This window comes from Vreelandella zhanjiangensis DSM 21076 (genome assembly GCF_000377665.1).
Classification (GTDB): domain Bacteria; phylum Pseudomonadota; class Gammaproteobacteria; order Pseudomonadales; family Halomonadaceae; genus Vreelandella; species Vreelandella zhanjiangensis.
Genome location: NZ_KB898654.1, coordinates 89527 through 111983, shown reverse-complemented (window position 1 = coordinate 111983; position 22457 = coordinate 89527). Strand labels below are relative to the sequence as shown.

Sequence of the window (22457 nt, the reverse complement as noted above, 5' to 3'; positions counted from 1 at the left end):
TTTATGCTTTTTTGTAAATTTTGAATGCTCTAATATAGCCACCCTTTTAAGCCAGCCACAGGCAGGGCCTGCGTGGGCCCGTTAGCGATTGATAGGGAAGCCACCATGGGTGAGCAAATGAGCGAGCAACAGGGCGCACACTTCAAGCGCAGCATGCAGACGCGCCACTTAGTGATGCTCTCGTTAGGGGGCGTGATTGGGACCGGGTTATTTTTAAGTTCCGGCTATACCGTGCAGCAGGCCGGGCCAACGGGTGCCGTATTGGCCTATCTGGTCGGCGGTATCGTTGCCTGGCTGGTGATGATGTGCCTGGGGGAACTGGCGGTACATATGCCGGATTCAGGCGCGTTTAGCGCCCATGCCAGCCGCTATATCGGCCCCGGCACTGGCTATATGGTGGCCTGGATGTATTGGCTTACCTGGACGGTGGCGCTGGGCTCGGAATTTACCGCAGCGGCGGTGTTTATGGGGCGCTGGTTTCCTGATATCCCCGGCTGGTACTGGAGCGGGCTGTTCGCGGCCATCGTGTTCGGTGTAAACGCCTTTACCTCACGCTTCTTTGCCGAGTCCGAGTTCTGGCTGTCGCTGATCAAGGTGATCGCGGTGGTAGTGTTCGTGATCGTCGGCGCGGGCGCGATCATTGGCTGGGTGCCGCTGCAGGATACAAGCGGCGCCGCGTTGGCATCGCCCGGGCTTTCGGCCTTTTGGGGCGAGGGCGCCATGTCGCCTAGCCTCCTTGCTATCGGTACTACCTTGCTGGCTGTAATGTTTGCGTTTTCCGGCACGGAGCTTATTGGCATTGCCGCCGGGGAAACCGTGGACCCGGCGCGCAATGTGCCCAAGGCGATCCGTGCCACGCTGTGGCGGCTGATTCTATTTTTTGTGGGTACCATTATCGTGATTGCGGCATTGCTGCCCCAGAGCCAGGCCGGGCTTAGCCAAAGCCCATTCGTCGCGGTATTCCAGCGTCTGGGCGTACCGGGCGCGGCGGATATCATGAACTTCGTGATTATCACCGCGCTGCTGTCGGCGGCTAATTCCGGGCTTTACGCCTCATCGCGCATGCTGTGGACGCTTTCAGATCAAGGCACTTTGCCTAAGTCGCTGGGTCGGCTTAATAAGCGCGGTATCCCGATGAATGCGCTGCTGCTCAGCATGATCGGCGGCTTCGGTGCGCTGTTTTCCAGCGTGTATGCGCCGGAAACCGTCTACCTGGTGCTGGTATCGATCTCTGGTTTGGCCGTGGTGGTGGTGTGGATGGCGATTACGCTCAGCCAACTCAACTTCCGACGCCAGTACCTGCGTGAAGGCGGGCGGCTGAAAGATCTGGTATATCGCACTCCGTGCTACCCGTGGGTGCCTCTGATCGCGTTTGCGGCCTGTCTGGCTGCATGCATTGGCATCGCTTTTGACCCGCAGCAGCGCGTGGCGCTCTATTTCGGAGTGCCGTTCATGGCGCTCTGTTACCTAGTGCATTTTGTGCGCCATCGCGCGGTCACTCAACGTTCCGACCACCCAAACATTGCCGCTGAGGAGAAGACCGTATGAGTGAGTTGAACCCGATCAAGGCCCTGCTGGCGGAAGCGCCTTTTATGGTCATCGACGGGGCGTTGGCCACCGAGCTTGAAACGCTCGGCTGTGATCTCAACGATGCCCTGTGGTCGGCGCGTCTGCTGGCTCAGGCGCCGGAGAAGATTCGCCAGGTGCATCAGGCGTATTTTGAAGCCGGAGCCGACTGCGCGATTACCGCAAGCTACCAGGCCACGGTGCCCGGTTTTATGCAGGCGGGAATGACGGCCCAGCAGGCCCGTGAGCTAATTCAGCTATCGGTCACGTTGGCGCAGCAGGCTCGCGATACGGTGTGGCAGCCAGGGCAAACCGACCGGCCCAAGCCGCTGGTTGCCGCGTCCGTTGGCCCGTATGGCGCTTATCTAGCGGATGGCAGTGAGTACCGCGGCGGCTATGATCTGGATCGTGCCGGGCTGGTTGAGTTTCATCGCGAGCGGTTTGAGCTTCTGCTGGACGCGGGCGCTGATCTGCTGGCGGTAGAAACCCTGCCCTCACTTGAAGAGGCGCTGGCGATCACCGATCTTTTGGCTGAACATCCGGGCGCCCAGGGCTGGATTACCTTCTCGGCCAGGGATGGCGAACACATCAGCGATGGAACGCCGATTGAGGAGTGTGCCGCAGCGCTGGCTAACTGCCCTGGCGTGGCGGCTATTGGCGTAAACTGCACCGCACTTGCGCATATCGAATCATTGATTGCGGCGATCAAACGCCGGTGCGACCTACCCGTATTGGTGTATCCCAACTCGGGGGAGCTATATGACCCGGTGACCAAAACCTGGCGCTCGGCCCCGTGTGATCACACCGTCACTGGCCCTTCAGGCTTGGTTCAAGGGGCTGAGCATTGGTTGGCGGCAGGGGCGTCGGGTATCGGTGGCTGCTGCCGAACAACACCTGCGGATATTCAGGCACTGGCCCAGTGGCGGCAGTCGCGCTAGCTCGTCTGGGTACTCATTCATTTCTCCTTTTCGCGCTTTATGAATCTAAAGCGCCCAACTCTCGCTTAAGCCACGCGGCCAACTGCTCACTGCGCTGGCTGTTGTGGTGGCGGGGTAGCCACAGGCAGAGCTTGGCGGGGGTTTCGATAAACCCCCAGGGCGCGGTGAGCCGTCCGCTTTTCAGATCATCTTCCACCAGCAGTTTTGGCGCAATCGCCACGCCTAAGCCCGCCACGGCAGCTTCCATTAAATAGTAGAGATGATCAAACCCCTGGCCCTGGCGTAAGGCCTGTTCAAGGTGCACAAGCTCAAGCCCTTGCGCGGTGGCCCACTGCGGCCAGGCCTGGGGGCGCGAGGCGGTGTGTAAAAGCTTGCCGGAAAAAAGTGTATCCGGCTGCGCTGGGTCGAGGTGTGCTTCCAGGCGAGGGCTGACCACCGCGCAAATCTGCTCGGGCATTAGTTCTACGACGTCTACCTCAGCGGGCCAGGGCGGCTCGGAAAAGGCCAGAGTAGCGCTGATATTGTCCTGCTTGGCGGGCAGTTCACTTTCGCTGACCACGACCTGCAGTTTGAGCTGGGGCAGGTCGCGTTGAAGGCGGTCTAGCCGCGGAATCAACCAGCGCGCCAGCAGGCTACCGGGGCAGGCCAGCGTAAACGGCGCTTCTTCTACATCACGCTTGAGATCCGCGCAACTATCGCGCAGGCGGCTAAATGCCTCGCCAATGCCGTGATAAAGCCGATCGCCGTGGTGAGTCAGTTCAATGCCACGGCCCGCTTTAGCAAACAGCGCCACACCAAAATGTTCATCCAGGCTGCGCAGCTGGCGGCTAACCGCGCCGTGGGTCACGCTAAGCTCATCGGCAGCGGCTGTCACGCTGCCTAGCCGGGCGGTGGCTTCAAAGGCGCGCAGGGCGCTTAAGGGTGGCATGCTCTGTTGCATTGACTGTTGACTCCAGCTCACATATTGATGACATCTTATCGATTTTTATCTCCGTCTGCTTGCGCTACTTTCAATGCAACTGTTTACCCCGCTTTGAGAGGCCATCATGAACCAACCTGCGATCCAGCCTGATATCAACGGCCTGTTTGGCCAATTCGGTGGCCGCTTTGTGGCCGAAACGCTGATGCCGCTGATTCTTGAGCTGCAAGCCGAATACGACACTGCCAAGGATGACCCCGAATTCCAGCGCCAGCTCGCCTACTTTCAAAGCGACTACGTAGGGCGCCCCAATCCGCTCTACTTTGCCGAGCGGCTTACCGAGCATTTTGGCGGCGCGAAGATTTTTCTCAAGCGTGAAGAGCTTAACCATACCGGCGCACACAAAATTAATAACTGCATTGGCCAAGTGCTGCTGGCCAAGCGCATGGGCAAAAAGCGCATCATCGCTGAAACCGGCGCCGGTATGCACGGCGTGGCCACCGCCACCGTGGCGGCACGGTTTGGTTTGCCTTGCGTGATTTACATGGGCTCTACGGATATCGAACGCCAGCAGCCCAACGTGTTTCGCATGAAGCTGCTGGGCGCTGAAGTGATCCCGGTTACTTCCGGCACCGGCACGTTGAAAGACGCCATGAACGAAGCTCTGCGTGACTGGGTCACCAATGTGGATGACACTTTCTATATCATCGGCACCGTGGCCGGGCCACACCCGTATCCTGCCATGGTGCGCGACTTCCAGGCGGTGATTGGCCACGAAACCCGTGCGCAAATGCAGGAAAAAGAGGGCCGCCTGCCCGATTCGTTGGTGGCCTGTATTGGCGGCGGCTCCAACGCCATGGGGCTGTTCCACCCCTTTCTGAACGATGCCTCGGTCGAGATGATTGGCGTTGAAGCTGGCGGCAAGGGCGTTGAGAGCGGCCAGCACGCGGCAAGCCTGAACGGCGGTGCGCCGGGCGTGCTTCACGGCAACCGCACCTATCTGCTGCAGGATGAGGACGGCCAGATTATCGACGCCCACTCTATTTCGGCAGGCCTGGATTATCCCGGCATTGGCCCAGAACACGCCTGGTTGCACGAGCAGGGGCGCGTTGAATATGTATCGGCTACCGACGACGAAGCGCTTGAAGCGTTTCAAACCTGCTGCCGCTTGGAAGGGATTATCCCCGCCCTTGAAACCGCCCACGCGCTGGCCGAAGTCGCCAAGCGGGCGCCGAAGCTACCCAGCGATCACCTGATGGTGGTCAACCTGAGCGGGCGCGGCGACAAAGACATGATGAGCGTGGCCCACTACCTGGGAGAAAAATTCAAATGAGCGCAGCTATTCAAACGAGCGTATCTAAGGAGAACGTTATGAACCCCAATGCGCGTCTTGCAGCACGCTTTGCTGCGCTCAAAACCGAAAACCGTCCGGCGCTGGTGAGCTACGTCACGGCGGGCGACCCGGATATGGCCACGTCACAACGCATTCTGGATGGTCTGCCTGCTGCCGGTGTGGATGTGATTGAGCTGGGCATGCCGTTCAGCGACCCCATGGCTGATGGCCCCGCGATTCAAAAAGCCGCACTGCGCGCCCTCAAAGAAGGCCAGACCCAGGCCAAAACGATTGAGATGGTGCGTACCTTTCGCGAAAAAGATACCACCACCCCCATCGTGCTGATGGGTTACTACAACCCCATTTACCGCTATGGTGTCGAGCGCTTCTTGACCGATGCCGTCAGCGCCGGCGTAGATGGCCTGATTGTGGTCGACCTGCCCCCCGAGCATGACGACGAGCTTTGCCAGCCCGCCGCCCAGCACGGTATCGATTTTATCCGTCTGGCCACGCCCACCACGGACACCAAGCGCCTGCCCAAGGTGCTGGGTAACGCCTCCGGGTTTGTCTACTACGTCTCGGTGGCAGGCGTTACCGGCGGCAGCGCCCCCACGCCCGAAAAACTCGAGCGCTCGGTGAGCCAGCTACGCGAACATACCCAGCTTCCCATCGCTGTTGGCTTTGGTATTCGCACGCCCGAACAGGCCGCCATCATTGGCCGGTTCAGCGATGCGGTCGTCGTTGGCTCCGCGCTGGTCGACTGCATCGAGAACGCAACAACCCCCGACGAAGCTGTCAACGGCGTGCATAACCTTGCACGTGCACTGGCTGAAAGCGTTAAAGAGTGCCGCGAGGTGCACGAGCCGCAAGTTAGCTAACTGATGTAGTAACGCAGTAAACGCATGCATAAAGGGCAGGCCGTTGGGCCTGCCCTTATAATGTGCCGACGTGCTATCTTTCTGATGAACGGTTGGATAAGTAAAATTAGCAAAATGGGCTGTGCCAGGTTAATAAAAAATCTTGTTTAGGTTGCCTACTGAATATTTGCTTGCTGAAGTGAACAAAATATTTTGGTTTGAGGCGCTTTGAGATGAAACCTGTAGGCTATGCGTACCTTCATGAGCACTTAGTTAGCCTTAGGGGTATGCCCACCCGTGTGTCCTGCGCGCATACGCCCCGTCACGCGCATTATGTTTATGGAGCAGGAAATAGCGGTACCTTCAGGTGCCGCGCTACCATGCAGAAGATGACCTGCGAGCCGTCCGACTGATCGAAGTTCTGCCTGCCAATCCGCCTACAGGCTCACCCGTTTCCATTCTGTATCCCAAACCGCCAGTTATCTCCTCGTGTGAGGGTATTCATTGACTGGGTGGTCGGGATGTTTGATGAGGATGGGGGTATATTCGCTAAGTAATATTTGTGAGACGCTATGATCAAGTCGCTTTAGCACTTTACTTCTTAAAAATGATTTGAGAATACTAAAGGGATCAATGATGACTCTCACTACGCTTCTGCTGTTTATACCCGCTTGCTTTGCCTTGAATATGGCACCAGGCCCCAACAATTTGCTCTCGCTTACCAATGCTAAGCGTTATGACATTAAAACGGCTTGCTTGGCGGGTATTGGTAGGTTGATCGCTTTTGTGGGGATGATTACGTTAGCCGCAACGGGGTTGGCAACCGTTCTGTATACCTCCGAGACGATATTTTTGGTAATCAAAACCCTTGGCGGTCTCTACCTGCTCTGGCTGGCGTATCAGTTATGGAGCGCAAGAACGGAAGCGCAGAGCGCTGATGAAGCTTCACAAAAAAGCCTATTTGGCTTGGCCTGGCAAGAGTTCTGGCTTGCGGCGGGCAATCCCAAGGCCATCCTGATTTTTACTGCTTTTCTACCCCAGTTTGTTGAGCCTGATGGTAATGTCGTACAGCAGTTTATGGTGTTAGGAGCACTATTTCTGTTACTGGAATGGGTGGCAATTGCCGGTTACGCCTACGCAGGCAGTTTTCTGGGCAACTGGTTTTCACAACCCAAGCGGCGTCAATTATTCAACCGCCTATGCGCGGGCTTGTTAGCCAGTGCAGGCATAGGGTTATTGCTCGCTAAAAAAGAGTAGAGGTTCTTTGAGTAATCCATCTGGAATAAAGCTTAAATGCAGACAAGTGATATCACGATCGGCCTGTCCCAGCTGCCCATTGTAAAAGCTGCTGTCGCAGAGAATTTAGCAACCCATCTTAAATACATTAAGCGCGCCGCCGCGATGGGGGCGGATGTGGTGATATTTCCAGAGCTTTCACTAACCGGTTACGAGCTTGAACTGCTAGAGCCACTCGCGATGTCGAAAATCGCGGATATATTCAGCACGCTTTCTGCCGCCGCCACTGCCAATAACATTGTAATAATCGCTGGCTGCCCGTTAGTAGGCGAAGGCAATAAACCGCAGATAGGTGCCGTGATTTGTTCCCCAAGTGGCCAGTGTGAATTTTACGCAAAACAATATCTGCACGAAGGTGAAAACGTTTACTGCTCATCAGGCAACGACAGCTACCTATTAACAGTAAACGGCACACGAATTGCCCTGGCTATTTGCGCAGACTTCGCCAACCCCGCCCACGCAGAAGCGGCAGCCGCCCAGCAGGCGGACGTATATATCGCCAGCGCGCTGATTTCAGAAACAGGCTATGAAGCAGATGCTGAATTGCTTGCGGGTATCGCCAAACGCCATCAATTTCCCGTACTGCTTTCCAACCATATTTCTCTAACGGGCGGCTGGCAAACCTGCGGTAAAAGCGGTGGCTGGAATGCGTTAGGGGAGTTAGCAATTGCCGCTGAGGGCACAGAATCTAGCATCGTGCTGTGTCACGTTAGTCAGCGTGAACTAAGCGGTAAGGTAAAGGAAATCCAAACACTGCCAATGTAAAAGCGTTAACCGCTTGGTATATGAAATTCTAACGATTAGCTGCTTAAACGTGTTATCCATGGGAAGACATAATAAAAGTAAGGCATGCCTCACTTAAAATGCTGTATGTCACTCTGTGGGGTATTTGCTTTGGTAGGCGCCATTCGGCCATAACATGTTTTTCTTAATAACGCTTAAGCCATTTATAGTTTTGAAAGGAAGTCACACATGTTTGAAGTAACGGCCACGCAGCATGTTTTAGCAGTCAATGATCTGAAAAAGGCTGAGAGCTACTTTCTCGATAAACTGGGCTTTTCCGTTCGATTTCGCACCGATGGTTGGTCGTTTCTGAGCTTTGGTCAATTCCACATTATGCTGGGCCATTGTCCTGGTGAGATTCCTGCTCGCGATATACATGAGCATGCGTACTTCGCATACGTAAACTGTGTAGGCATTGATGAACTTTACCGTGATTATCAGCAGCGCGGTGTCGATATTTTCCAGCCAATATCCGATAAGCCTTGGGGGTTACGTGAGTTTGGTGTGGCGACTCCGGAAGGGCACCGGATCATGTTCGGTGAAGATATTAAACTGCCAGACATTATCTGAATATCCTGGTGACCTCCGATAGAGCCCTAACGATCGGCGGTGCTCCCAAGCAACGACCAAGTAAGTGCAAGCCCAGTCTGCGTTTGACGTTTGCGGGGGTTAGCAAAGAGATCAATAACGACTATAAGGAAGCAGGATCGTGCATCAGCTAGCAGCGCAATGGATAGTGACGTTATTGAGAGAGCGAAATATCCCGTTTGTTATCTGCGGAGGGCTTGCGGCACAAGGCTATGGCGCTAAGCGAGAGCTGAACGATATCGACCTGTTTGTGCCCGGCGAGCACTTCTCATCAGTGGTTCAGGCGGGGCAGGCGTATATATCTAAAGCCGCGACGCACTACTGTGAAGAGGGCTGGGATCTCACCTACGTTCAATTCAAGTATGAAGGCGTAAAAGTAGAAGTAGGTAACGCTGAATACGCGCAAATTTATAACGCTGCCAATCATGCATGGGTTTTGCTACCTATCGATTTTTCCCGCATCCATACCATCAAATTGCTCGGGCTAGAGCTTCCTCTTATGTTGAGAGAAGATTTGATTGAGTATAAATCGATACTTTCACGGCCCGTGGATATCGAGGATATTCAAGCCATGCGAGAACAAGCATAGCCCAAGCTGCGTACCAACCGACTAAGCACGCCCAGGCTAATAAGAAGCCCAATGTCAGGCTTGTGTGCTCTTATTACCGCAGGCATTATCAGCGCTCTAAACCACCCACTAATGTGGTAACCCAAAGGTTTTGTAATCTAGAGGACGTAATGGGAAAGCTTATTTCACTGATTGTGCTGGTCGCGCTGGGCTATACCGGGGTGTACTTCTATTACGGCCATGCCGTTAAACAGGAGGTTCAGCAACAGCTGGATAACCGCGGCCTTTCTGCGGTCAGCGTCGATAACGTTGAGTACGGCGTGCTGGCGCCTATTAGCACCTCCGCGAACCTCACGGTAAGCGTTACCTATCGCGGAACGCAGGCTGACCTGGATTTAACCGTGGAAGGCCACCCCGTGTTTTCGGATGAGGTAAGCGTCAGGCTCGATGGCCTGCAAGCGCTGCGTTTGGGCATCGGCTTCTAAAAGCAAAAAACCAACACGCATACAAAAGAGTAGGGCGCTAAGAGCGAGCTGAACGGCATTCCTTCCTTTTCACGGCTAATTTCACGCCACGGGAATGGTGCCGCCATCAATCACGTACTCCGTTCCCGTGATGGTGGCGGCCAATGGTGACGCTAGAAACGCAATCAGATTGGCCACCTCGGCAGGTTTTGAGGGGCGGCCAATCGGGATGCCGCCCAGCGATTCCATGATGATCTGCTTGCCGCCTTCGTAATCGGTACCTGCCTGCTGGGCAAGCCGTTCAGCCAGGGCAACGGATGCTTCTGTCTCAATCCAGCCCGGTGCCACTCGCACCACGCGTACCCCTTTGGGCGACACCTCTTTCGACAGGCTCTTGCTGTAGGTGGATAGCGCCGCCTTGGCAGCCGCGTAAGCCGTCGTTGATTCAGGCAGGGGAAGCTCACGCTGGATAGACGTCACGTGAATGATTACCCCTTCGCCCTGGGCCAGCATGCCGGGTAACAAGGCACGGTCCAGCCGCACGGCTGGAAACAGATTGAGATCAAGCTCCCGCTGCCACTCCGTTTCCCCCAATGCTGCGAACCCGCCGCCCGGCGCTGATGAGCCGCCTACTACATGCACAATAATATCCACGCCGCCCAACCGCGCGTTGACCGCATCGGCCACCGTGGCGCAACCCTCGGCAGTTGTGAGGTCAGCAGTAATAAACAGCTCCTCAGACAGTGCGGCGGGGCGAGCGCGTGCGGTTGTCAGCACCTTAGCTCCTGCCTCGCGAAAAAGCGCCACCACGGCTGCGCCCACACCTTTGCTCCCGCCGGTTATCAATACGCGGCGTCCATCCAGGTTCAAATTCATTAGTGGATCTCCAATGACTGGATTTGCTCACCGGCTAGCTGAAAGGTTTGATCAAGCTGAACCGGGCTGCCAGGGAAGTTGCCGGTCACGGTCGTGGCTACCATAACGGTATTGCCTTGTTGATCAATACTGATTGGCGTAACCCGATACTCAAACTTACGACGAGCGGCGCGTAACCAGGATTGAATAGCCGTGTGGCCTTGGTGTGTTTCTTTCTCATCAAACACACGGGCATCTTGCGTAAAGCAATCGGTAAGGTGAGTATCATCACCTCCGTTGCTGATTTCGAAATAGGTGGCGATGGATTCAGGCAGCGACAGACTCATGATGGGCATCTCTTTCAAGCGTTGATGAGTCCCCATCTTCTGCTTAGGCTTACTTGTTAACAAGAACGCACAAAAAGGTAAGTGACTCCCCAATGAGAAAGATTTATACGCCCACTAGCGCCGCGAGCGATGTAGAAAATATATTAAAAATGCTTGAAGGGCGCTGGAAACTCGTCATTCTCTTTCACCTCTTTGATGGCAACGTCCAGCGCTACTCAGATTTTGAAAAGCTCATCCCAGGTATCTCCCAGAAAATGCTGGCCCAACAGCTACGCCAGCTGGAAGCGGATGGAATTGTGGCCCGCAAAGTCTATCCACAGGTGCCGCCGAAAGTGGAGTATCGCCTCACCGAATGGGGGCAAACCCTCTGCCCAGCGCTTGATGCCTTGCTGAAGTGGGCAGAGCAGAAGGATGACTTTGCCAACCCTGCCTAACAGAACGGTCTGGGTGATGTTGCTACTTATTGAAAGCCTAATGAGCTAACGCAACGTGACGGTTAAAGATGACGACCGTGTGTTCCGTTGTGCACTATTAGCGACGATGCACCACAAGTGAAGTCACTGGTGTTTATCGTGTAATGTAGGCCGACCTGGATTAGAACGTAGAAAGCCATACCTTATTTTCTGATGAGGTAAGTGTCAGGCTTAATGGCCTGCAAGCGCTTTGGTTGGGTCTTGCCTTGGATCAGTGGTTCAGTATTGCGGCTACTAATAATTAGTGCTGGGAGCCTCAAGCGAGAGTATTAATGTTGAAGATAAAAAAAGATGCAAGTGTTTGAAAATGCTCAAGTGTCAGGCAGATGTCGTGTTTGTGACGTTACCTTAAGTACGTGTTTAGTCTTAGGGTGAGTTTCTGAACAGCAGAAAGGATTCAACAATGATCATTAGAAAACTCAGATTACAGCGGGGCTGGTCCCAGGACCAATTATCCCAGCTCAGCGGCTTAAGTGTTAGAACCATCCAGCGGATAGAGGGTGGACAAAAGCCCGGTCTTGAGTCTCTTAAATCATTGGCTGCTGTGTTTGAAATTAACGTTGCAGACCTTGAAAGAGAGCCTGACATGAATGACGAAATAAACGTGACCGACAATGAAAAAGCCGTTATAGAAAAAGTACGAGCGATTAAAGACTTCTATGCGCATCTTATTTCCTATGTATTGGTGACGACGTTGTTATTTGCGATTAATTTCATGACAGGCACGGGCTATATGTGGGCGTGGTGGCCAGCCATGGGATGGGGCATAGGGATCATTAGCCATGGCCTGAGTGCCTTTGAGGTTCTGAACTTTTTTGGTCCCGATTGGGAGAAAAAAACAGATTGAAAAAAGACTAGGTAGAAAGCTCTAGCTGCACCATCACTAAAGGTAAATTGGCTCAAGCTATATCGCCCTGAGGGTTTACATTCGCCGTTGTGTCTACGAAAACTGTCAGTGCTGCTAGCAATGTCCTGCTGTAAGCGCCCGCCTTTCAGCTTACCGCTATCATGTATAAGGCTAGCGGAAGAGCAGTTTAATGCAGCGACTATCGACGTCTAACTTTCGGCCACGCACTGATAAGGGAAACCATGTATCCGGTATCTATAAAAGGGGTATTACTTCTGCCTGCCAACAAGGTCGTACTGGCGCTTAACGACCGGGATGAGTGGGAACTGCCCGGCGGGCGTATCGAGATAGGTGAAGGCTCGTTAGAGTGCCTGAAGCGGGAGTTCGAGGAAGAACTAGCGGTGAAGGTCGCTGGTCAATCAATTATCGACAGCTACTTGTTTGAGGTCATTTCCCAAAAGCATGTATTCATCGTCACCTATGGCTGCCGTCTTGTGGGTGACTTCAACCCCACGGTAAGCCACGAACATTCCCGAATTGATACATTTTCGGTTGATAACTTGCCCCACAACCTGCCTGCCGGGTATGTGCAGTCGATTCATGCATGGTGTGCTACCCATGCTGCGCTGCCTGCTGCACTTTAATCGTTACGTTGAGTCGATAACTTTACCGCTGAATTGCAACTGAATACCTTTACGCCGTACTGAGAGATAAACATGCACTACCGCCCCATGACAATTGAAGATTACGACGCCGCCGTGGCGCTATGGCTGAGTACCGAAGGCGTGCGGCTGCGCGATGCGGATTCTCGCGAGGGCATCGATAAGTATCTGCAACGCAACCCAGGGCTGAGCTTTGTAGCCGAGCAGGATGGCAATTTAGTGGGCACGATAATGGCGGGACATGACGGCCATCGCGGTTTTGTGCAGCATCTAGCGGTCGCGGCGGTTTGCCGAAAGCAGGGTATTGGCACCGAGCTGGTCCGCCGCTGCATGAACGCGCTAAAGCATGAAGGCATTCAGAAATCGCACCTGATGTTGCTGGTGGATAACGATGCTGGCAAGCGCTTCTGGAAGCGCCTGGGCTGGGAGTTTCGCACCGATATCGAACTTCACTCGTTTATCTTGAGCGGCGGCCCCAACGCTTGAGGCCCCGCTTTATACGTGATGGTGCTCGGCTGAATACCGTCAATAGCCACCCTGGCCGTTAAGCAAACTCAAAATGACCGGAAGCGTCATTAACGACACCAGCAAGGATGCAATGATCGCCAGCGAAATAGTCTCCTGGCGGTATTCATACTTCTTGGCGAATACGTAAACCCCCGCGCCGATAGGCTGTGCCGCCATAACAACGGCAGCCGCCAGCCACAGCGCATCCTCTTCCCCCATGCCGAAAAGATACACGCCCGCTAGCTGCGTGATGGCAGGCTGCACGACAATCTTGAGCAACAGCATGGGCGCGACGATGCCTAACGCATCGCCGGTTATCTGCTCTTTGACGTTGAGCCGGGACAAGCCAAGCCCCAGTGCAAATAGCGCGGTCGGGCCTGCGGCGCTGCCCAAAAAACCGGCAAACGCTTCCAGAAATGTCGGCAGACGAATACCGAACAACACGAAGAAAAGCCCCGCCAGTACGGAAACGGTAAGGGGGTTGGTAAAGGTCGTCTTGAAGGCTTTCCAAAGGCTGGTAGCGGCTGGGGTATTGTCTGCACGGTTGCTAGCAAACAGATCCCAGCTGACGATGACGGCCATGATGGCGGGTATGTTGTGCAGTATGGTAGCAATGGCCGCCGGTAGCGCCGCCTCCTGCCCGAACACGGAAATAAGAATGGGCACGCCCATATAGCCGGTCGTGCCATAACAGGCGCCCATGCTAAGAATGGATGACTGAGGCAGCGCAATGCCCTTGTATCGGGAAATCAACCCGGCCAGCAGGTACACGCAGACGATGCCTATCAGTGACGAGGCGATAAAGCCCCACTGCTTGAGTTCGTTGATATCGGCCCTGGCAATGGCTAAAAACAGTAGGGCTGGCAGCGCGACATACAGCACGTAGTCGTTGATCAGCTTATCGGAACTGCCGCTATCGGGTTTTACTTTGCCAAACAGGTAGCCAAGAAGAATGACCATGAAAATCGGGATGACGACCAGGAACATAGCGCTTTCTCATGTTGAAGAAGTGTCGGCGTGGGAAACGCACTCGATGGCGGTAATCATCAAAGCTGGCCGCTGTTTTGTTAAATGAATTGTGCCAAGGTTATAATCGTTTTTATCGATAGCGGTGCACATGCGCGGGGCATCTATGCAGTCTGAACACCAAGACGCTTTTTCCTTGAAAGGGCGGGGTATTACGCTTGAATAGCTGCGCGCTTTCGTGACTGTGGCGCAGTACGGCGGGTTTGGTCGCGCGAGTGACGTGCTGGCGCGTACCCAGTCGACGCTAAGCGTTGGCCTTAAACGTCTTGAAGAAGATATTGGCTGTCGCCTCATTGAAAGGCGCCAAGGGCATGTGATCGGGCTGACCGAAGAGGGCCGGCGGCTGTTACCGGCCGCCCGCGATATTCTTCAACGTACCAGCAGGGCGATCAACTCGCTGAAGGCCTCAAGCCTTGAGGGAAAAGTAGCGCTAGGGGTGCCGGATGACTTTGCGGTCGGTAACCTTCACCGTGTGATTTCGCTCTGCCTTGAGGACAACCCGGGGCTACGCGTGGAAGTCACGGCGGCCTCATCCACGGTGCTTTCGCGAATGGCTGAGCAGCAGCTATTGGACGTGGTGATTCTCAAGGGCCTCGCGGGCCAGCCGGTGGTGTCGAATGCCGAGCAGGTCATTCAGGTCGAGCCGCTTTACTGGGTAAGCTCCGGAGCGCTGCATTTCGATGACCTGCGCGATATTCCACTGGTCACGTTTCTGGAAGGGTGCGTTATCCGCAACAGCGCCGTCACGGCGCTGAACGGTGTCGGGCGCTCGCACTACTTCGCTTATGTCAGCGGGTCGTTCGATAACATTAAAAAGGCGGTTATCAGCGGGTTGGGAGTGGGCATCTTACCCAAAAGCGCGTTATCGGAGGAGCTGTGCGTACTTTCTGAGGCGAACGGCGTCCCGAATTTGCCCTCCATTCAGTTAGTGCTCAGCGCTTCGCAATCAAGCGAGCTGTACGAGCAGTTTGCCCGCTACCTGAGCCGTTCGCTGATCGAATAACTCGCGCTTAAAGCCCCAGCGCCCCCCGGCGCAGCCAGCCGTGTACGAAGTCCAGTTTTTGTAGCGTCACTTCTGTCAGCACGAACGGGTACACATCCGAAAGCCCCATGGAGCGGTTGACGTTGTTTACCCCGGCCACCACTGCCGTGGCGATATGAATCAGGTGCTCGGCCTCCGGCTCGGCGTAGGCATCCCACTTTTGATCGCGGGGCAGCTCGGGCAAATCCATGCCCGATGCCACAAAGCTGTCAGTGATATCGGTCAGGTGCAGCAGATGCGAAACGGTTTCCGCCCAGTCTTCATGCGGATGGGCCGAGGCGTAAGTCGAGACATAATGTGCGCGCCAGTCCTCCGGCGGGCCTTCATGGTAGTGATGCTTAAGCGCCTCGGTGTAATCGGCTCGCTCATCGCCAAACGCCTCGCGAAAGGCATCCAGAAAATCTTCCCGCAAGCTTAATCGCCACCACAGCATATGGGCGATTTCATGGCGCATATGGCCAATCATGGTGCGGTAAGGCTCCTCCAGCGCTTCGCGGCGCGTGGTACTTAGTACCGGGTCCGCCTCGGCCACGCTAATCGTGACCACGCCACCCACATGGCCCATGGGCACCGGCGTGGCGCCTTCGGCCAGCATATGAAAAGTGGGTGGCGCGCCGGGATCTTCCGGCCGAAACCAGTGCCAGCGGCCCAAGTTATCGATCACCCAGCGCTTGGCGGCCTCGGTCAGCGCCCAGTTGGGAATGGCGTTGGGAATCTCCGGGTCCGGCGCCAGAGCGGTCATCGCACAGGCGCGACAGAACTCACCCTCGTTAGGCGCAATCCAATTGCAGCCAATCACGTCACGGTTGGCGCAGAAGGGCGGCATGGGAATAAACGCCCGCGCCTGGGGGTCGTAAGCCACCGGGACGCCATCGGCGGTTACCAAGTTATCAAACCACAACGAACCGGCACCGACCGGGTTGGAAAAAACGCGCATGGGCCGGGTACTCTTTGGAAGGAGCCTTGAGTCTAGGCAGTAATACCCTAATGCGTCCAATGCCGACTACATATGAAGGTAACGCCCGGCATGCATGACCCAAATACGCTGTAGGAGAAGGCTTCAGCCCGCGACGATTCCAGCACATGCTATAAATAACCGCAGACGAATGAGAAACGCGCTAAATTTTCCTGCAAAGGTATCCTATGGCGACAAGCAAACACCCCTGGGCAGAAGAGCTGCCGCTACTCTATGACCACCTTTGGAAGTGCCTGACCCGGGGCATCAGCGACCGCGATGCTGCGGCGCGTCATCCTACCCTGGCCACGGTCAATAAAAGCGGTATGCCCCAAGCCCGCACGGTAGTGCTGCGCGAAGCCGACCAGCAGGCCGCCACGCTTGCCACCTACACGGATATTCACTCCGACAAGATAGCTTCCCTACGCGTTAACCCCGCGGCCGCCCTGCATATATGGGACGCTGAGCAAAAACTACAGCTACGGGTTGAGGCCAATGTCACCATCCTGAACGGCGACGAGGTCAGCGAGCGCTGGCAGCGAATACCTGAACACGCCCGCACCGCCTACAGCCGCGGCCCCGCGCCGGGCGAGCCGATTGCGAACTCGCTGGACTACACCAAGACCCCGGCCGAAAACGCTTTCGCAGTGCTTTGGCTGGACATTCAAGCAATAGAAGCGCTGCACCTGGGCCAGCATCACCGTCGCGCGATATTCAAGCGGGCGAATAATTGGGCAGGGCAGTGGCTGGTGCCATAGCGGGCGCGCTGACTCCCACTTTTGGTAGGAGCCGACTTCAGCCCGCGATGATAGAGGCTACTCAGTAGCGATAACTTTCAAACCTCAAGGAACCACATGCCCCTCGCCGAGCCTATTGCACAAGACGCCCCGCGTTTCACCACCCCCGCAGGCGACATCATCGGCTGGCGTGATCGCGGCGTGATTCGCGCCACGGGCATTCGCTACGCCCGCACTCAACGCTTCTGCCCGCCGGTGGATGAACCGCCCGCCACCGCACCTATTCATGCCACCGAATGGTCGCCAGCCTTGCCGCAAAACATCATTCCTGAGCTGAACGAAGCGCTCGGCGTCACCGCCAAGGAGTTCCACGCCGTTGAAGGAGAGCTGCACCTTTCGGTCACTGTGCCGGAGCGCCCGGCTGCGGCGCCGCGGCCAGTAATGGTGTGGATTCATGGTGGCTCTTACGTGTTCGGTGCGGCGGATCTTTCGGTATTTGATGTGCGCCCGCTGGCGCTTGAGCAAGACGTGATTGTGGTCGCTGTAAATTACCGGCTCGGCCTGCTGGGCTTTCTAGGCGGCTACGCCAACCGGCCTGCCAACTTGGGGCTGCTGGATATTATTTCCGCCCTGCGCTGGATCAACACCAACATTGCGGCCATGGGCGGGGACCCCAGCAATGTCACTCTGTTTGGACATTCGTCTGGCGGGGACGCGGCGGCCCATTTGATGATTGCTGAAGGCACTGAAGGGCTTTTTCAGCGCGTTATTATTCAAAGCGCACCGCTGGGTATTAGTCGCGGTCGGGCGAAAATGAACGCCAAGATGAGCCAGAAAGCCGCCACCGTAAAAGATGACGCCCCCTTGGATGAGGTATTGCGCGCGCAGCCTCACGTGGCGAAAGCCGCTCGGGGTTTTGGGCTGAAATCGTCCATGCCGTTTGGCAATCAGTACGGCCACTATCCGCTGCCTGCTGAATCCCAGGCTGACGCTGCCTGGCGCCGCGTCGCGCCGAAGTTCGATGTTTTCATTGGCCATACCTTCGAGGAGACCGCCATGTTTCTGGTGATGTCGCCGGGCCTGATGCGGCTACGCCAGCTTCCGTTAGTGGGTGAAACAATCACCAAAGCGATGGTGGCCGCCACCACGCGCAAGGTGTACAAGCGCGATGCGCTCAAATTTGCCCGCCGACACGCAAAGGCGGGTGGCAATGCCTACATTTACCGGTTGGACTGGGGTAAAGGCCGCTACCCATTTGGCGCCGCGCACACGTTGGAGCTTCCGCTGCTGCTGGGTGACCCCGCCAGTTGGCAGTATGCCGATATCGTTAAAGACGTGGATGAAGCCACCTTGCTTGAGCACGGTAAGCGCCTACGCGCCCTATGGGCCGACTTTGCACGTAACGGGCATTTGCCGGCCTCTGGGCAACTTGAGCCACAGATAGCGGAATGGTGGGCAGCTACCTAATATAGCCACTTTCCAAACGGGACTTAGCCCTTAGCATTGATGTAAAGTAATACAGATACAGCTAATGCAAATAGGGAAACGCATGCAAGAGAATAACGATACTTCCAATGTCTACAAGCTTTCGTGGTTGGCTTACTTCAAGCCATTTTTAATAGGCATTGTGGTCGGGGTAGCCGGGCTTGTCGTCTCCGGAATGGTAAATCAGCCCTGGCTCAGTTGGGTCGCTTTAGTTGCCGCGATTGTGAGCATCATCTACAACATCGTGTATGTGCGCAGCATGACGCTATTTGTGAATGACGCAGGTGTGTGGCTCGAGCAAGGTGTTTTCCCCTGGCAAAAGGGCGTGCGGGGAGTGAAATGGCGTGACCTGGATAGCGCGCTTTTCTTTACTGGCTTTATCAGTTGGGCCTTCAAATCCTATACGATCAACATCGGCCACCGTTACACCAAGGGTAGTGAGATTCATATTCGCCATGTGAAAAACGGCAAGCAGTTTGTCGAGCTGGTCAATGCCGAACATTATCATCAAGTAGGTGGTGAGGCGCCAAGCATCAATGTAATGGGTTAAAACAGCGTACATTAATGTGAGAAGGGCATAGTGCTTTAACAAGCGCTATGCCCTTTTTAATGCCAGCACGAATTAAAAAAGCTATTCGACACGCTTGCCCACGTCCGCCTGCGAGGCATCGTAATCCTGAGTATCGTCTGGGTCGGACCCTGGTTCGTTTGAGGGTTCGGACTCGTAGAGCCGCGCCGCTTCGATCGCCTCGGGTTCAAGGTCGTGCCGGGAGATTTCCAGCGGGGCGTCGGGGTCGGTCACGTCTATGACACGCCACGCTAAAACAAGAAAGGTATCCTCTTTATCTTCGCTGACGGGCTCTACGCGTGTTGTACGGGTCATGTTCTCTTCCCCTTAAGTACGGCGGCTGGGTAATCTTTCACTATGGCAGAGCATGGCGAAACCTGCCGGGCTTGCGGATAAATTTAACCAAGCGCGGGGTATCCCATGACGATGCGTTCCTGGAAAACCTAGCCCTAACAGACCGCCTGCTGGCAACCGAATAAGGCTGGCACCTGGAGCCTCAATCCAACTGAGCTTCTATCGCGGTCTTATCGATCACCGACCAGACTTCCTGAATCTTATTATCGTGGAAGCGGTAGAACGCGTTCTCGCAAAACGTCACTTTTTTGCCATCCACCGCAAGGCCGAGGAAGCTACCTTTGGGGGTTACATCGAATCGCAACCTGCATGCGATATGGGGTGAGTCAACGGCCAAAAGCTCAATGTTGAAGTAAAGATCCGGTATCTGCTCATAATCGGCTTCTAGCATGGCGCGATAGCCATCAAGCCCTAGGCGCCTGCCGTTGTGGTGGACATCGTCATGCACGAACTGGTCAAGGTTCATCCAGTCCTGATTATTGAGGCAGGTGATGTAATCACGGTATGTGGCTTCCAGATCACGTTTGTTCATCCTGGTTCTCCTTTCCTGGGCAGACGTGAAGGCATTCGCCAAGGGTACACAGGCTCAGTATCATAAGCAGCCTAAACCAAGCCACAGAAGTCATCATTCATGTCATGCCCACCTTGCCCCCATTGCCAATCCGAATTAGTCTATCAGGATCAAAGTCTGTTCATCTGCCCCGAGTGCGCCCACGAATGGAACCCTTCTGAAACAGAGTCGGAAGACGCTGTGACGGTCAACGATGCCAACGGCACGCTGTTAGCGGAAGGCGATAAGGTAACGATGATCAAAGATCTCAAAGTCAAAGGCAGCTCGCTGGTACTCAAGGTAGGCACCAAAGCCGTTATCAAACGGCTCAAAGACAGCAAGGATCATCAACTGGACTGCAAGGTCGATGGCGTTGGCGACATGATGGTGACCGCCCACTTTGTGAAAAAGGCCTGAACCACGCTTGGAAGTTGTTGATCAACTTCACTGATCAGACAGCTACCCACTTTATGAAGCAGTAAGCTGAGGCTCATCCAATATCACCGCGTTGCGCAGCGTGTCGGCAAAGCTTGCCAGGGCCGGTGTCCAGGTTTCCGGTTCGGCGGCGACAAAATAGGTATCGATGTGGGCAATAGACGCGGGCAGAGCCAGCGTGTGAATCCCGAACCGGTGCTGATGAGCGTCAACCGTGCCACGCGGTAGCACCGTGTAGCCCATCCCGGCAGCGACACATCCAAGCATCGCATCCAGCGAGCCGAACTCGAATATCCGGCCCGCATTGACGCCATAGGACGCCAGCAATAGCTCGATACGCTGGCGGTAGCTACACCCTTGGCGAAACGCCATGAAGGCAGACGCCAGCAGCTCTTGTGAAGAGGGCATCGTCGTCATGGGCATCGAATCCACTAATACAAGTTCCTCGCTAAACGCTTTAAGCACATGGTAGCGGCTATGCTCCAATCGCCCAGCCACGAAGACACAGTCCACCTGCCCGTTTAGCAACAGCTCGACCAACTCAGCCGTTGGCCCGGTCTTGAGCTGGATATCAACGTCAGGCTGCGCTGCGTGATACGCCGCTAGTATCGGCGGAAGGCGCAATGCTGTTGTGGTCTCCATGGCGCCTATCCGTAGCCGCCCACACGCCTTCTCCTGGCCCTTGAACAGCGATACCGCTTCATCATGGGCAGTCAACATGCGCTCAGCGTACTCCACCAGCGCCAAACCAGCGCTTGTAGGGCGAACACGCCCCGCACGATGAAACAGCTGTACGCCTAACTCCTCCTCCAGTTTCTTGATGTGAGTCGTCACGTTGGACTGCACCGTGTGCAAGCGTTTTGCCGCTGCCACGAAACTGCCTGTCTCGGCCACCGCCATGAATAAGCGTAGTGATTTAAGCTGCATAGTTGCCTCCTCTCACACCAGCGTTATTTCAATATGCGCTATCTCAAAAGGAGATAGTAGCGATCAAAACTAATCGTTTCTATAAAACAATCGCCAGCGACTAGGCTGTCTATTAACACGAGCCGCCCAAACCGCCCAATAGGTGGCACGCTAAGGACGCAACCTCATGAATCGCCAACGCACTTCCCAGGATCTACCCGCGCTAATGACCGGTATCACGGCGACGCTGGCGGGTATTGGCATCGCACGCTTTGCTTACACGCCGCTATTGCCTGCGATTATTGAGCAGGGGTGGTTCACTGCAAGCCAAGGCGCCTACCTGGGGGCCGCCAATCTGCTGGGCTACTTTATCGGTGCGCTTATCGCCCACGCCCTGAGCGAGCGCTTTTCCTCTCGCCAGGTAATGGGGGCAAGCTTTGCGTGTATTGTGCTTAGTTTTACGCTTTGTGCATGGGGCGGCCATTTTGCGTGGTTTTTCATCTGGCGACTCGCTTCAGGTATGGCTGGCGCCATATTGATGGTGGTTGGGCCATCAGTCGCGTTAGCGACCACACCGCCTGAAAGGCGTGCCCAGGTGGGCGCTATGGTATTTACCGGTATCGGTATAGGGGCGCTGCTTTCAGCATTGGCAGTACCTCTACTGCTTGAATTCAATATGGCGATGACCTGGAGCGCGCTTGGGCTACTTTGTGTTGCTGCCGGTATTGTATGTGATCGTGGCCTGGAATCTTTGGCGTCACCTGCAACGGCTAGCCCAAGCAACAAGAGCGGTAGACCTATGCCGGGTGTAAAGCTGGCCGTGCTGCTAGTTATCGGTGCATATGCCCTGGATGCGGTCGGATTTGTACCGCATACGGTGTTCTGGGTGGATTATCTTGCTAGGGAAAATGCCTTGGGCAACCACGCGGCTTCATTTCAGTGGGGCATCTTTGGCTTAGGGGCGGTGTGCGGGCCGCTAATGGTTGGCATATTGGCGAAGCGAGTCGGCTGGCATTACGGCTTAACGCTGGCGTTTGTCGTGAAGGCCGCCGCTGTTTTGTTACCAGTGTTCTCGCTAGCGCTGATTAGCCAATCCGTTTCCTCTTTTATGGTAGGGGCGATGATCCCCGGTATTGTTGCGCTTACGTCGGGGCGTCTTGCTGAATTAGTAGGACCAACGGCGCACAAGAAAATCTGGGGGCAAGCCACCGCTGCCTTTGCCGCCGCCCAGGCGGCGGCGGGTTACGCTATGTCAGCGCTTTATGGCGCCTTCGGCACTTACACACCGCTGTTTGCCATCAGCGGCTTTATGCTCGTGGCAGGCTTTGTGCTGGTGCTGCTTAGCCGTGGCGCGCAATTACGTAACCTTCCTCTCGCGGCACAACACAGGAGATAA

The 22457-nt window shown here is 55.4% G+C and carries 27 protein-coding genes; 19 read left to right on the top strand and 8 right to left on the bottom strand.

Annotated features, from left to right (window positions below):
* Positions 1–105: 105 nt before the first annotated feature.
* Together D467_RS0116695 and mmuM are read left to right on the top strand one after the other, a co-directional pair.
* Positions 106–1548: an amino acid permease gene (locus D467_RS0116695; protein ID WP_018918683.1), complete on the top strand. Its 1443-nt coding sequence runs from the start codon at positions 106–108 to the stop codon at positions 1546–1548.
* A complete protein-coding gene (mmuM, locus tag D467_RS0116690) occupies positions 1545–2504 on the top strand; it encodes a homocysteine S-methyltransferase (RefSeq protein WP_018918682.1) in 960 nt (319 codons plus the stop codon). The genes D467_RS0116695 and mmuM overlap by 4 nt, the downstream gene beginning before the upstream one ends.
* Before the next feature lie 37 nt (positions 2505–2541).
* Here the strand turns inward: mmuM and D467_RS0116685 are convergent, their stop codons facing one another.
* The gene (locus tag D467_RS0116685; RefSeq protein WP_018918681.1) at positions 2542–3444 is read right to left on the bottom strand and encodes a LysR family transcriptional regulator; all 903 of its coding nucleotides are present in this window, start codon (positions 3442–3444) and stop codon (positions 2542–2544) included.
* Positions 3445–3550: 106 nt separating this feature from the next.
* Between D467_RS0116685 and trpB the strand changes: the two genes are divergently transcribed.
* The 7 genes from trpB (at position 3551) to D467_RS0116650 (ending at position 9333) form a co-directional block, all read left to right on the top strand.
* Complete coding sequence (gene trpB / locus D467_RS0116680; RefSeq protein ID WP_018918680.1) at positions 3551–4756, top strand: tryptophan synthase subunit beta; 1206 nt, start codon at positions 3551–3553, stop codon at positions 4754–4756.
* 38 nt (positions 4757–4794) lie between these two features.
* Positions 4795–5634: a tryptophan synthase subunit alpha gene (trpA, locus tag D467_RS0116675; RefSeq protein WP_018918679.1), complete on the top strand. Its 840-nt coding sequence runs from the start codon at positions 4795–4797 to the stop codon at positions 5632–5634.
* Positions 5635–6249: 615 nt separating this feature from the next.
* Complete coding sequence (locus D467_RS0116670; protein ID WP_018918678.1) at positions 6250–6870, top strand: LysE family translocator; 621 nt, start codon at positions 6250–6252, stop codon at positions 6868–6870.
* 36 nt (positions 6871–6906) lie between these two features.
* Entirely contained in the window at positions 6907–7674 is a 768-nt protein-coding gene (locus D467_RS0116665) for a carbon-nitrogen hydrolase family protein (protein WP_018918677.1), read from the top strand.
* Positions 7675–7881: 207 nt separating this feature from the next.
* The gene (locus tag D467_RS0116660) at positions 7882–8262 is read left to right on the top strand and encodes a VOC family protein (RefSeq protein WP_018918676.1); all 381 of its coding nucleotides are present in this window, start codon (positions 7882–7884) and stop codon (positions 8260–8262) included.
* Between the two features lie 139 nt (positions 8263–8401).
* Positions 8402–8869 (top strand): nucleotidyltransferase family protein, encoded by a 468-nt coding sequence (locus tag D467_RS0116655; RefSeq protein ID WP_018918675.1) that lies wholly within the window; start codon positions 8402–8404, stop codon positions 8867–8869.
* A 149-nt stretch (positions 8870–9018) separates the two neighbouring features.
* The gene (locus tag D467_RS0116650) at positions 9019–9333 is read left to right on the top strand and encodes a hypothetical protein (protein ID WP_018918674.1); all 315 of its coding nucleotides are present in this window, start codon (positions 9019–9021) and stop codon (positions 9331–9333) included.
* An 81-nt stretch (positions 9334–9414) separates the two neighbouring features.
* On the opposite strand, the gene D467_RS0116645 is transcribed toward D467_RS0116650, so the two are convergent.
* Both D467_RS0116645 and D467_RS0116640 read right to left on the bottom strand, forming a co-directional pair.
* Positions 9415–10188 (bottom strand): SDR family oxidoreductase, encoded by a 774-nt coding sequence (locus tag D467_RS0116645; RefSeq protein ID WP_018918673.1) that lies wholly within the window; start codon positions 10186–10188, stop codon positions 9415–9417.
* Positions 10188–10514 carry a nuclear transport factor 2 family protein gene (locus D467_RS0116640; protein ID WP_018918672.1) on the bottom strand — a complete coding sequence of 109 codons (327 nt, stop codon included), beginning with the start codon at positions 10512–10514 and terminating at the stop codon, positions 10188–10190. The genes D467_RS0116645 and D467_RS0116640 overlap by 1 nt, the downstream gene beginning before the upstream one ends.
* Before the next feature lie 92 nt (positions 10515–10606).
* On the opposite strand from D467_RS0116640, the gene D467_RS0116635 reads away from it, so the two are divergent.
* From D467_RS0116635 to D467_RS0116620, 4 genes are all read left to right on the top strand, one after another.
* On the top strand, positions 10607–10948 hold the full coding sequence (locus D467_RS0116635; protein ID WP_018918671.1) for a winged helix-turn-helix transcriptional regulator: 342 nt from the start codon (positions 10607–10609) through the stop codon (positions 10946–10948).
* Between the two features lie 442 nt (positions 10949–11390).
* The gene (locus D467_RS19370; protein WP_018918670.1) at positions 11391–11834 is read left to right on the top strand and encodes a 2TM domain-containing protein; all 444 of its coding nucleotides are present in this window, start codon (positions 11391–11393) and stop codon (positions 11832–11834) included.
* A gap of 242 nt (positions 11835–12076) precedes the next feature.
* Complete coding sequence (locus D467_RS0116625; protein ID WP_018918669.1) at positions 12077–12478, top strand: NUDIX domain-containing protein; 402 nt, start codon at positions 12077–12079, stop codon at positions 12476–12478.
* Between the two features lie 72 nt (positions 12479–12550).
* Positions 12551–12982: a GNAT family N-acetyltransferase gene (locus D467_RS0116620; protein ID WP_018918668.1), complete on the top strand. Its 432-nt coding sequence runs from the start codon at positions 12551–12553 to the stop codon at positions 12980–12982.
* A 39-nt stretch (positions 12983–13021) separates the two neighbouring features.
* Here the strand turns inward: D467_RS0116620 and D467_RS0116615 are convergent, their stop codons facing one another.
* Positions 13022–13990, bottom strand: coding sequence for an AEC family transporter (locus tag D467_RS0116615; RefSeq protein ID WP_018918667.1), 969 nt, complete (start codon positions 13988–13990; stop codon positions 13022–13024).
* A 217-nt stretch (positions 13991–14207) separates the two neighbouring features.
* Here D467_RS0116615 and D467_RS19365 point away from each other — a divergent pair, with 217 nt between their 5' ends.
* Positions 14208–15032 carry a LysR family transcriptional regulator gene (locus D467_RS19365; protein ID WP_018918666.1) on the top strand — a complete coding sequence of 275 codons (825 nt, stop codon included), beginning with the start codon at positions 14208–14210 and terminating at the stop codon, positions 15030–15032.
* Positions 15033–15039: 7 nt separating this feature from the next.
* Here D467_RS19365 and D467_RS0116605 read toward each other — a convergent pair whose 3' ends face one another.
* On the bottom strand, positions 15040–16008 hold the full coding sequence (locus D467_RS0116605) for a zinc-binding metallopeptidase family protein (RefSeq protein WP_018918665.1): 969 nt from the start codon (positions 16006–16008) through the stop codon (positions 15040–15042).
* Positions 16009–16214: 206 nt separating this feature from the next.
* Between D467_RS0116605 and D467_RS0116600 the strand changes: the two genes are divergently transcribed.
* The 3 genes from D467_RS0116600 (at position 16215) to D467_RS19360 (ending at position 18798) form a co-directional block, all read left to right on the top strand.
* Positions 16215–16784 carry a pyridoxamine 5'-phosphate oxidase family protein gene (locus D467_RS0116600; protein ID WP_018918664.1) on the top strand — a complete coding sequence of 190 codons (570 nt, stop codon included), beginning with the start codon at positions 16215–16217 and terminating at the stop codon, positions 16782–16784.
* Positions 16785–16880: 96 nt separating this feature from the next.
* Positions 16881–18230: a carboxylesterase family protein gene (locus tag D467_RS0116595; RefSeq protein WP_018918663.1), complete on the top strand. Its 1350-nt coding sequence runs from the start codon at positions 16881–16883 to the stop codon at positions 18228–18230.
* Positions 18231–18312: 82 nt separating this feature from the next.
* Entirely contained in the window at positions 18313–18798 is a 486-nt protein-coding gene (locus D467_RS19360; RefSeq protein WP_018918662.1) for a PH domain-containing protein, read from the top strand.
* 81 nt (positions 18799–18879) lie between these two features.
* Here D467_RS19360 and D467_RS0116585 read toward each other — a convergent pair whose 3' ends face one another.
* Both D467_RS0116585 and D467_RS0116580 read right to left on the bottom strand, forming a co-directional pair.
* Positions 18880–19131, bottom strand: coding sequence for a hypothetical protein (locus D467_RS0116585; protein WP_018918661.1), 252 nt, complete (start codon positions 19129–19131; stop codon positions 18880–18882).
* A 181-nt stretch (positions 19132–19312) separates the two neighbouring features.
* Positions 19313–19702 (bottom strand): ester cyclase, encoded by a 390-nt coding sequence (locus D467_RS0116580; protein ID WP_018918660.1) that lies wholly within the window; start codon positions 19700–19702, stop codon positions 19313–19315.
* Between the two features lie 99 nt (positions 19703–19801).
* Between D467_RS0116580 and D467_RS0116575 the strand changes: the two genes are divergently transcribed.
* Positions 19802–20137, top strand: coding sequence for a zinc ribbon domain-containing protein YjdM (locus tag D467_RS0116575; protein ID WP_026285812.1), 336 nt, complete (start codon positions 19802–19804; stop codon positions 20135–20137).
* Positions 20138–20188: 51 nt separating this feature from the next.
* Here the strand turns inward: D467_RS0116575 and D467_RS0116570 are convergent, their stop codons facing one another.
* Positions 20189–21082 (bottom strand): LysR family transcriptional regulator, encoded by an 894-nt coding sequence (locus D467_RS0116570; RefSeq protein WP_018918658.1) that lies wholly within the window; start codon positions 21080–21082, stop codon positions 20189–20191.
* Between the two features lie 166 nt (positions 21083–21248).
* Between D467_RS0116570 and D467_RS0116565 the strand changes: the two genes are divergently transcribed.
* Complete coding sequence (locus D467_RS0116565; protein ID WP_018918657.1) at positions 21249–22457, top strand: YbfB/YjiJ family MFS transporter; 1209 nt, start codon at positions 21249–21251, stop codon at positions 22455–22457.

Coding starts and splice junctions, on each gene's coding strand:
- D467_RS0116665 (WP_018918677.1), top strand. CDS start 6,907: ATGCAGACAAGTGATATCACGATCGGCCTGTCCCAGCTGCCCATTGTA.
- D467_RS0116650 (WP_018918674.1), top strand. CDS start 9,019: ATGGGAAAGCTTATTTCACTGATTGTGCTGGTCGCGCTGGGCTATACC.
- D467_RS0116585 (WP_018918661.1), bottom strand. CDS start 19,131: ATGACCCGTACAACACGCGTAGAGCCCGTCAGCGAAGATAAAGAGGAT.
- D467_RS0116615 (WP_018918667.1), bottom strand. CDS start 13,990: ATGTTCCTGGTCGTCATCCCGATTTTCATGGTCATTCTTCTTGGCTAC.
- D467_RS0116660 (WP_018918676.1), top strand. CDS start 7,882: ATGTTTGAAGTAACGGCCACGCAGCATGTTTTAGCAGTCAATGATCTG.
- D467_RS0116640 (WP_018918672.1), bottom strand. CDS start 10,514: ATGAGTCTGTCGCTGCCTGAATCCATCGCCACCTATTTCGAAATCAGC.
- trpA (WP_018918679.1), top strand. CDS start 4,795: ATGAACCCCAATGCGCGTCTTGCAGCACGCTTTGCTGCGCTCAAAACC.
- D467_RS0116620 (WP_018918668.1), top strand. CDS start 12,551: ATGCACTACCGCCCCATGACAATTGAAGATTACGACGCCGCCGTGGCG.
- D467_RS0116695 (WP_018918683.1), top strand. CDS start 106: ATGGGTGAGCAAATGAGCGAGCAACAGGGCGCACACTTCAAGCGCAGC.
- D467_RS19360 (WP_018918662.1), top strand. CDS start 18,313: ATGCAAGAGAATAACGATACTTCCAATGTCTACAAGCTTTCGTGGTTG.
- D467_RS0116600 (WP_018918664.1), top strand. CDS start 16,215: ATGGCGACAAGCAAACACCCCTGGGCAGAAGAGCTGCCGCTACTCTAT.
- D467_RS0116635 (WP_018918671.1), top strand. CDS start 10,607: ATGAGAAAGATTTATACGCCCACTAGCGCCGCGAGCGATGTAGAAAAT.
- D467_RS0116570 (WP_018918658.1), bottom strand. CDS start 21,082: ATGCAGCTTAAATCACTACGCTTATTCATGGCGGTGGCCGAGACAGGC.
- mmuM (WP_018918682.1), top strand. CDS start 1,545: ATGAGTGAGTTGAACCCGATCAAGGCCCTGCTGGCGGAAGCGCCTTTT.
- D467_RS0116580 (WP_018918660.1), bottom strand. CDS start 19,702: ATGAACAAACGTGATCTGGAAGCCACATACCGTGATTACATCACCTGC.
- D467_RS0116605 (WP_018918665.1), bottom strand. CDS start 16,008: ATGCGCGTTTTTTCCAACCCGGTCGGTGCCGGTTCGTTGTGGTTTGAT.
- D467_RS0116595 (WP_018918663.1), top strand. CDS start 16,881: ATGCCCCTCGCCGAGCCTATTGCACAAGACGCCCCGCGTTTCACCACC.
- trpB (WP_018918680.1), top strand. CDS start 3,551: ATGAACCAACCTGCGATCCAGCCTGATATCAACGGCCTGTTTGGCCAA.
- D467_RS0116670 (WP_018918678.1), top strand. CDS start 6,250: ATGACTCTCACTACGCTTCTGCTGTTTATACCCGCTTGCTTTGCCTTG.
- D467_RS19370 (WP_018918670.1), top strand. CDS start 11,391: ATGATCATTAGAAAACTCAGATTACAGCGGGGCTGGTCCCAGGACCAA.
- D467_RS0116625 (WP_018918669.1), top strand. CDS start 12,077: ATGTATCCGGTATCTATAAAAGGGGTATTACTTCTGCCTGCCAACAAG.
- D467_RS0116575 (WP_026285812.1), top strand. CDS start 19,802: ATGTCATGCCCACCTTGCCCCCATTGCCAATCCGAATTAGTCTATCAG.
- D467_RS0116645 (WP_018918673.1), bottom strand. CDS start 10,188: ATGAATTTGAACCTGGATGGACGCCGCGTATTGATAACCGGCGGGAGC.
- D467_RS0116565 (WP_018918657.1), top strand. CDS start 21,249: ATGAATCGCCAACGCACTTCCCAGGATCTACCCGCGCTAATGACCGGT.
- D467_RS0116685 (WP_018918681.1), bottom strand. CDS start 3,444: ATGCAACAGAGCATGCCACCCTTAAGCGCCCTGCGCGCCTTTGAAGCC.